This window comes from Streptococcus oralis (assembly GCF_001579025.1).
In the GTDB taxonomy this organism is placed as follows: domain Bacteria; phylum Bacillota; class Bacilli; order Lactobacillales; family Streptococcaceae; genus Streptococcus; species Streptococcus oralis_X.
Genome location: NZ_KQ970235.1, coordinates 467,789 through 469,256, shown reverse-complemented (window position 1 = coordinate 469,256; position 1,468 = coordinate 467,789). Strand labels below are relative to the sequence as shown.

The 1,468-nt window shown below is 44.7% G+C and carries 2 protein-coding genes; both read left to right on the top strand.

From position 1 onward, the window contains the following. Positions 1 to 71 precede the first annotated feature (71 nt). Complete coding sequence (gene def, locus SORDD27_RS02130) at positions 72 to 683, top strand: peptide deformylase (RefSeq protein ID WP_061427061.1); 612 nt, start codon at positions 72 to 74, stop codon at positions 681 to 683. A 44-nt stretch (positions 684 to 727) separates the two neighbouring features. Continuing rightward, entirely contained in the window at positions 728 to 1,456 is a 729-nt protein-coding gene (rlmB, locus tag SORDD27_RS02125) for a 23S rRNA (guanosine(2251)-2'-O)-methyltransferase RlmB (RefSeq protein WP_061427059.1), read from the top strand. Positions 1,457 to 1,468: the final 12 nt, after the last annotated feature.

Here is a 1,468-nt window from a genome sequence, read left to right as displayed (position 1 = left end):
TTTAGGAACTTCTGCGGCTTTCTTTCTCGCCTATTTTGTGTTATCATGTAGAGGTAATGAAAGGAGAGAAAATGTCTGCAATAGAACGTATTACAAAAGCTGCTCACTTAATTGATATGAACGATATTATCCGCGAGGGGAATCCGACACTTCGCGCAGTTGCTGAGGAGGTCACTTTCCCACTGTCTGACCAGGAAATCATCCTTGGTGAAAAGATGATGCAATTCCTCAAACATTCCCAAGATCCTGTTATGGCTGAAAAGATGGGGCTCCGCGGTGGAGTTGGATTGGCCGCTCCCCAGCTGGATATCTCAAAACGCATTATCGCTGTTTTAGTGCCCAATATTGTGGAAGAAGGTGAAACTCCACAGGAAGCCTACGACTTGCAAGCTGTTATGTACAATCCAAAAATCGTCTCTCACTCTGTTCAGGACGCTGCCCTCGGTGAAGGAGAAGGGTGCCTATCTGTCGACCGTGTAGTTCCAGGCTATGTTGTCCGTCATGCCCGCGTCACTGTTGATTACTTTGACAAGGACGGCGAAAAACACCGTATCAAGCTCAAAGGTTACAACTCTATCGTTGTCCAACATGAAATTGATCATCTAAACGGAATCATGTTTTACGATCGTATCAATGAAAAAGATCCATTTGCTGTTAAAGATGGTTTACTGATTCTGGAATAAAGAAAATCCCGTTGCAAGACGGGGTTTTGTGTTATAATAGAGGCATGAAAACAAATGATATTGTCTATGGCGTCCACGCCGTCACAGAAGCCCTCCTTGCAAACACTGGAAATAAACTCTACCTCCAAGAAGATCTAAGGGGTAAGAATGTTGAGAAAGTCAAGGAACTGGCTACAGAAAAGAGGGTATCCATTTCTTGGACTTCAAAAAAATCCCTGTCTGAGATGACCGAAGGCGCTGTCCACCAAGGTTTTGTTCTACGAGTGTCCGAATTTGCCTATAGCGAGCTGGATCACATCCTTGCAAAAACACGTCAAGAAGAAAATCCACTTTTATTGATTCTGGATGGTCTAACTGACCCTCATAATCTGGGTTCAATCTTGCGAACAGCCGATGCGACCAATGTTTCAGGTGTCATCATTCCCAAGCACCGTGCTGTCGGAGTTACTCCTGTCGTTGCCAAAACGGCCACAGGTGCTATTGAGCATGTACCGATTGCCCGTGTGACCAACCTCAGTCAAACCCTAGACAAACTCAAGGCTGAAGGCTTCTGGACCTTTGGAACGGATATGAACGGTACCCCTTGCCACAAGTGGAATACAAAAGGGAAAATCGCCCTCATCATCGGAAATGAAGGAAAAGGCATCTCCAGCAACATCAAAAAACAGGTTGATGAAATGATTACCATTCCCATGAATGGGCATGTTCAAAGCCTCAATGCCAGTGTTGCTGCAGCCATTCTCATGTACGAAGTTTTCCGAAATCGACTATAATAAAAAAGTTCT

Excerpts from the sequence above, each read along its gene's own strand:
- def (WP_061427061.1), top strand. The coding sequence starts at position 72 with ATGTCTGCAATAGAACGTATTACAAAAGCTGCTCACTTAATTGATATG.
- rlmB (WP_061427059.1), top strand. The coding sequence starts at position 728 with ATGAAAACAAATGATATTGTCTATGGCGTCCACGCCGTCACAGAAGCC.